At 39.6% G+C, this 2,699-nt stretch carries 5 protein-coding genes; 4 read left to right on the top strand and 1 reads right to left on the bottom strand.

From position 1 onward, the window contains the following. The first annotated feature begins 243 nt into the window (after positions 1 to 243). From AC805_RS09065 to AC805_RS09080, 4 genes are all read left to right on the top strand, one after another. Positions 244 to 702 carry a UPF0158 family protein gene (locus AC805_RS09065; protein ID WP_055075129.1) on the top strand — a complete coding sequence of 153 codons (459 nt, stop codon included), beginning with the start codon at positions 244 to 246 and terminating at the stop codon, positions 700 to 702. 119 nt (positions 703 to 821) lie between these two features. Continuing rightward, positions 822 to 1,049: a hypothetical protein gene (locus AC805_RS09070; protein WP_055075130.1), complete on the top strand. Its 228-nt coding sequence runs from the start codon at positions 822 to 824 to the stop codon at positions 1,047 to 1,049. Next, positions 1,046 to 1,315, top strand: coding sequence for a type II toxin-antitoxin system RelE/ParE family toxin (locus AC805_RS09075; RefSeq protein ID WP_055075131.1), 270 nt, complete (start codon positions 1,046 to 1,048; stop codon positions 1,313 to 1,315). Before AC805_RS09070 ends, AC805_RS09075 begins: the two co-directional genes overlap by 4 nt. A gap of 144 nt (positions 1,316 to 1,459) precedes the next feature. Next, positions 1,460 to 1,945, top strand: a complete 486-nt coding sequence (locus AC805_RS09080; RefSeq protein ID WP_055075132.1) for a hypothetical protein — start codon at positions 1,460 to 1,462, stop codon at positions 1,943 to 1,945. Positions 1,946 to 2,151: 206 nt separating this feature from the next. On the opposite strand, the gene clpS is transcribed toward AC805_RS09080, so the two are convergent. Next, entirely contained in the window at positions 2,152 to 2,460 is a 309-nt protein-coding gene (gene clpS / locus AC805_RS09085) for an ATP-dependent Clp protease adapter ClpS (RefSeq protein ID WP_009628256.1), read from the bottom strand. Between the last annotated feature and the right edge of the window lie 239 nt (positions 2,461 to 2,699).

The raw sequence follows: 2,699 nt of genomic DNA on the forward strand, positions 1-2,699 counted from the left end.
TAAGTTTATAGCTACAGTCACTTGACTTAGGACATAAACCCCAAGAATTGATTGTCGGCGCTTCGCGCCGACAATCAATTCTTGGGGTTTATGTCCTATTAGACTTGGCGACAGCTATAACTCCTAATGAATAATCTTATTTTTTAATTGAATAATTGACAGTAAATTTTTGGAAGCATTAAAGTTGTATGTAACTGTATATAACCCATAAAAATTAAGGAAAAGCAGACAAGGAGTTAAGAAATGTCAACCGCAATTTCAAAGGAGAACATTTCCCGTATTGCTGAAGTTATGAATAGTCGGGATAATGATGGGCTCTATGGCTGCATTGAACGTGAAACTGGTGAAGTTTTAATTGGCAGCCAAGATTATCCATTAGATGTGTTTCCTAACGAGGAAAATGAAAATTATGAGGAAGCAGAAGTTGAGTTTAATCTCCGTTACTTACAAATTCCGCAAAAAGGTTCGGGGGCTGGTTATCAAGACATGGAAGATTTTATTGAAACAGTTGAAGACAAACGATTGCGGGATCTTTTGGGAGTTGCCATACAAGGGCAAGGCGCGTTTGGGCGATTCAAGAATGTACTGCGCCGTTCAGAATATGAATTGGAACATAAACTATGGCTCGCATTCAGTGAGAAATGCACGTATGACCAAGTGATTGAATGGTTAACTTCTAATGGTTTTAGCCTAGAAGCGTAGCGCAAATCCAGTTTAATTTAGTGCGATCGCAGATATTGTAATGCGATCGCTGATTTACCCAAAAAGATTAATGACTATATAATTTGTATATGGATGTATAGGAAAGGAAACAAATAACTATGAGCCAAGCAGAAATTAAAGAATCTTTGTTAACTAGCACAGGTTTTTATAGCCTATTTCAAACCTTACCCCTAGAAATCCGACAAGGCTTTCTCCAACTTTTATTTCAAAATAACTCCTCTGAATTAGAAGACTCTATCCTCTATTTAGCTTGTGAAAATTCTCGTAAAGAAGGATTTTTATCTGAACTAGAGTCACAATCTCTCTTGGAGAGTTTGCCTCAATGAAATATCAAATCGCCAAACGCTTCAAAAAAGATTTAGACAAAATCAGCGACCCAAAGATTCTGGCAAAAGTTAGAAAATGTATTGAAGCAATTGGAACTTCTCAAACACTTTCCGAAATTCCCGATCTTGAGCCATTAAAAGGATTTTCGGGATACTATCGCATTAAATTTGATTACAGCTATCGTATTGGGATTTTTTGGGATGGAGAAGTTATTGAAATTCTTAAAATAGAAAGTCGTGAGGGATTTTATAAGAATTTTCCTTGATCGCCTTGTACATGGTTATCAAATGTCTAAGCTTGATGAACCTACAAAACAATTGCAAATGCTTGTTAATGAGTTAATTACAATGTGGAAGATCTAAATCTATAAATTCAGGTAAATTTTTTAGCTAATGACTTGGAGTTTCTGATGCATGAAGTCCTCGAACAAGGTAGAAGTGGCATAGAAATCATGCTGAGAGACGAAGATGGTAATTTATTGCCAGCCAGCATTGATACAGGTTCTCGTGATTGGACGGATACGGATGGTCGCCATACTGATTGTCTTATCAAGTTATCTTGGGCTGGCGGTGTGATTGAAGAAACGGATTGGAACTATTTTGCATCATTTAAGAAAGTGAGAAAACGGCTTGCGACTCATAGTCTTTTACCCATGTGTTATGGAGCAAGTCGGCGAGTCATACTAACTGGGATGGCTGTAGATATGGGCTTAGGGCAGAAGATATGGCGGGTAAATCAAGATGATGAGATGTATCACCCCCTCGTAGGCATTTTTAAGACAGGAGAAGATGTAGAGCCTGTCAGCGTTGAAGAGCAAGAGAAGTTCCAAGCAGAATGGTGGAAGCGAAAGCAAGAACAATTAGCGCAACAGAACAACCCAGATGCAATCGGCTAAAGGGATTGAGCTATAAATTAGTGTAGTGCGATCGCCGATCGCGCAGGATGAGTTAATAGAATGCGGCGATCGCTCAAACTTGCTGGTATTAACGCAGCACTAAAACGCATTGATTGGCGGCTTCGTCACCAATCTCATCTCAGCATCGTAATTTAGTCCCGTTATGGTTACTAACGCTTGACTGACACTTGCGGGTCAGATTGCGTCTATTCTGGCTCAAGGGGAGCCATTGTTAACCCTGCTTGCTTTAGCTGGGCATGATAAAGTTCAGCTTGCTCCATTGGACCAACCCAGACGATCGCTAAACCTTCAAAATGCACTTGATTGGTTAATTCCCAAGCCATCTGCTCGGTCATATTGGGGATATATTTCATCAAACAATTCGAGACATGCTCGAAGGTATTGAAATCATCGTTTAGCACAATGACCTTATATTTCGGGTAAGGCTTGCGTACTACTTCCCGCACGGTGTCTTTAACTTTTTCGGGGGTTTGAACAGCAGCAAATATAGCCATAATCTCAACTAACGCTTTATACCTTAATTATCTCAGATAATTTTATAAAAGGTGACAGGATCGTCCCTTAGTTAAGTAGCTAGGCATAAGTAAACTTAAAACCTAGAAGAGCATACCGCCCGCTGCGCGGGCGGTATGCTCTCTGGTTTTGGTTTTTAATTATGCCTAGCTACTTACATCTCTCTGAATCCCCAAATCTGAATCCCTAAAATCACTGTAGGATAGACTTAGTTGCTCCT

This window comes from Pseudanabaena sp. 'Roaring Creek', from assembly GCF_001402795.1.
Lineage (GTDB): Bacteria > Cyanobacteriota > Cyanobacteriia > Pseudanabaenales > Pseudanabaenaceae > Pseudanabaena.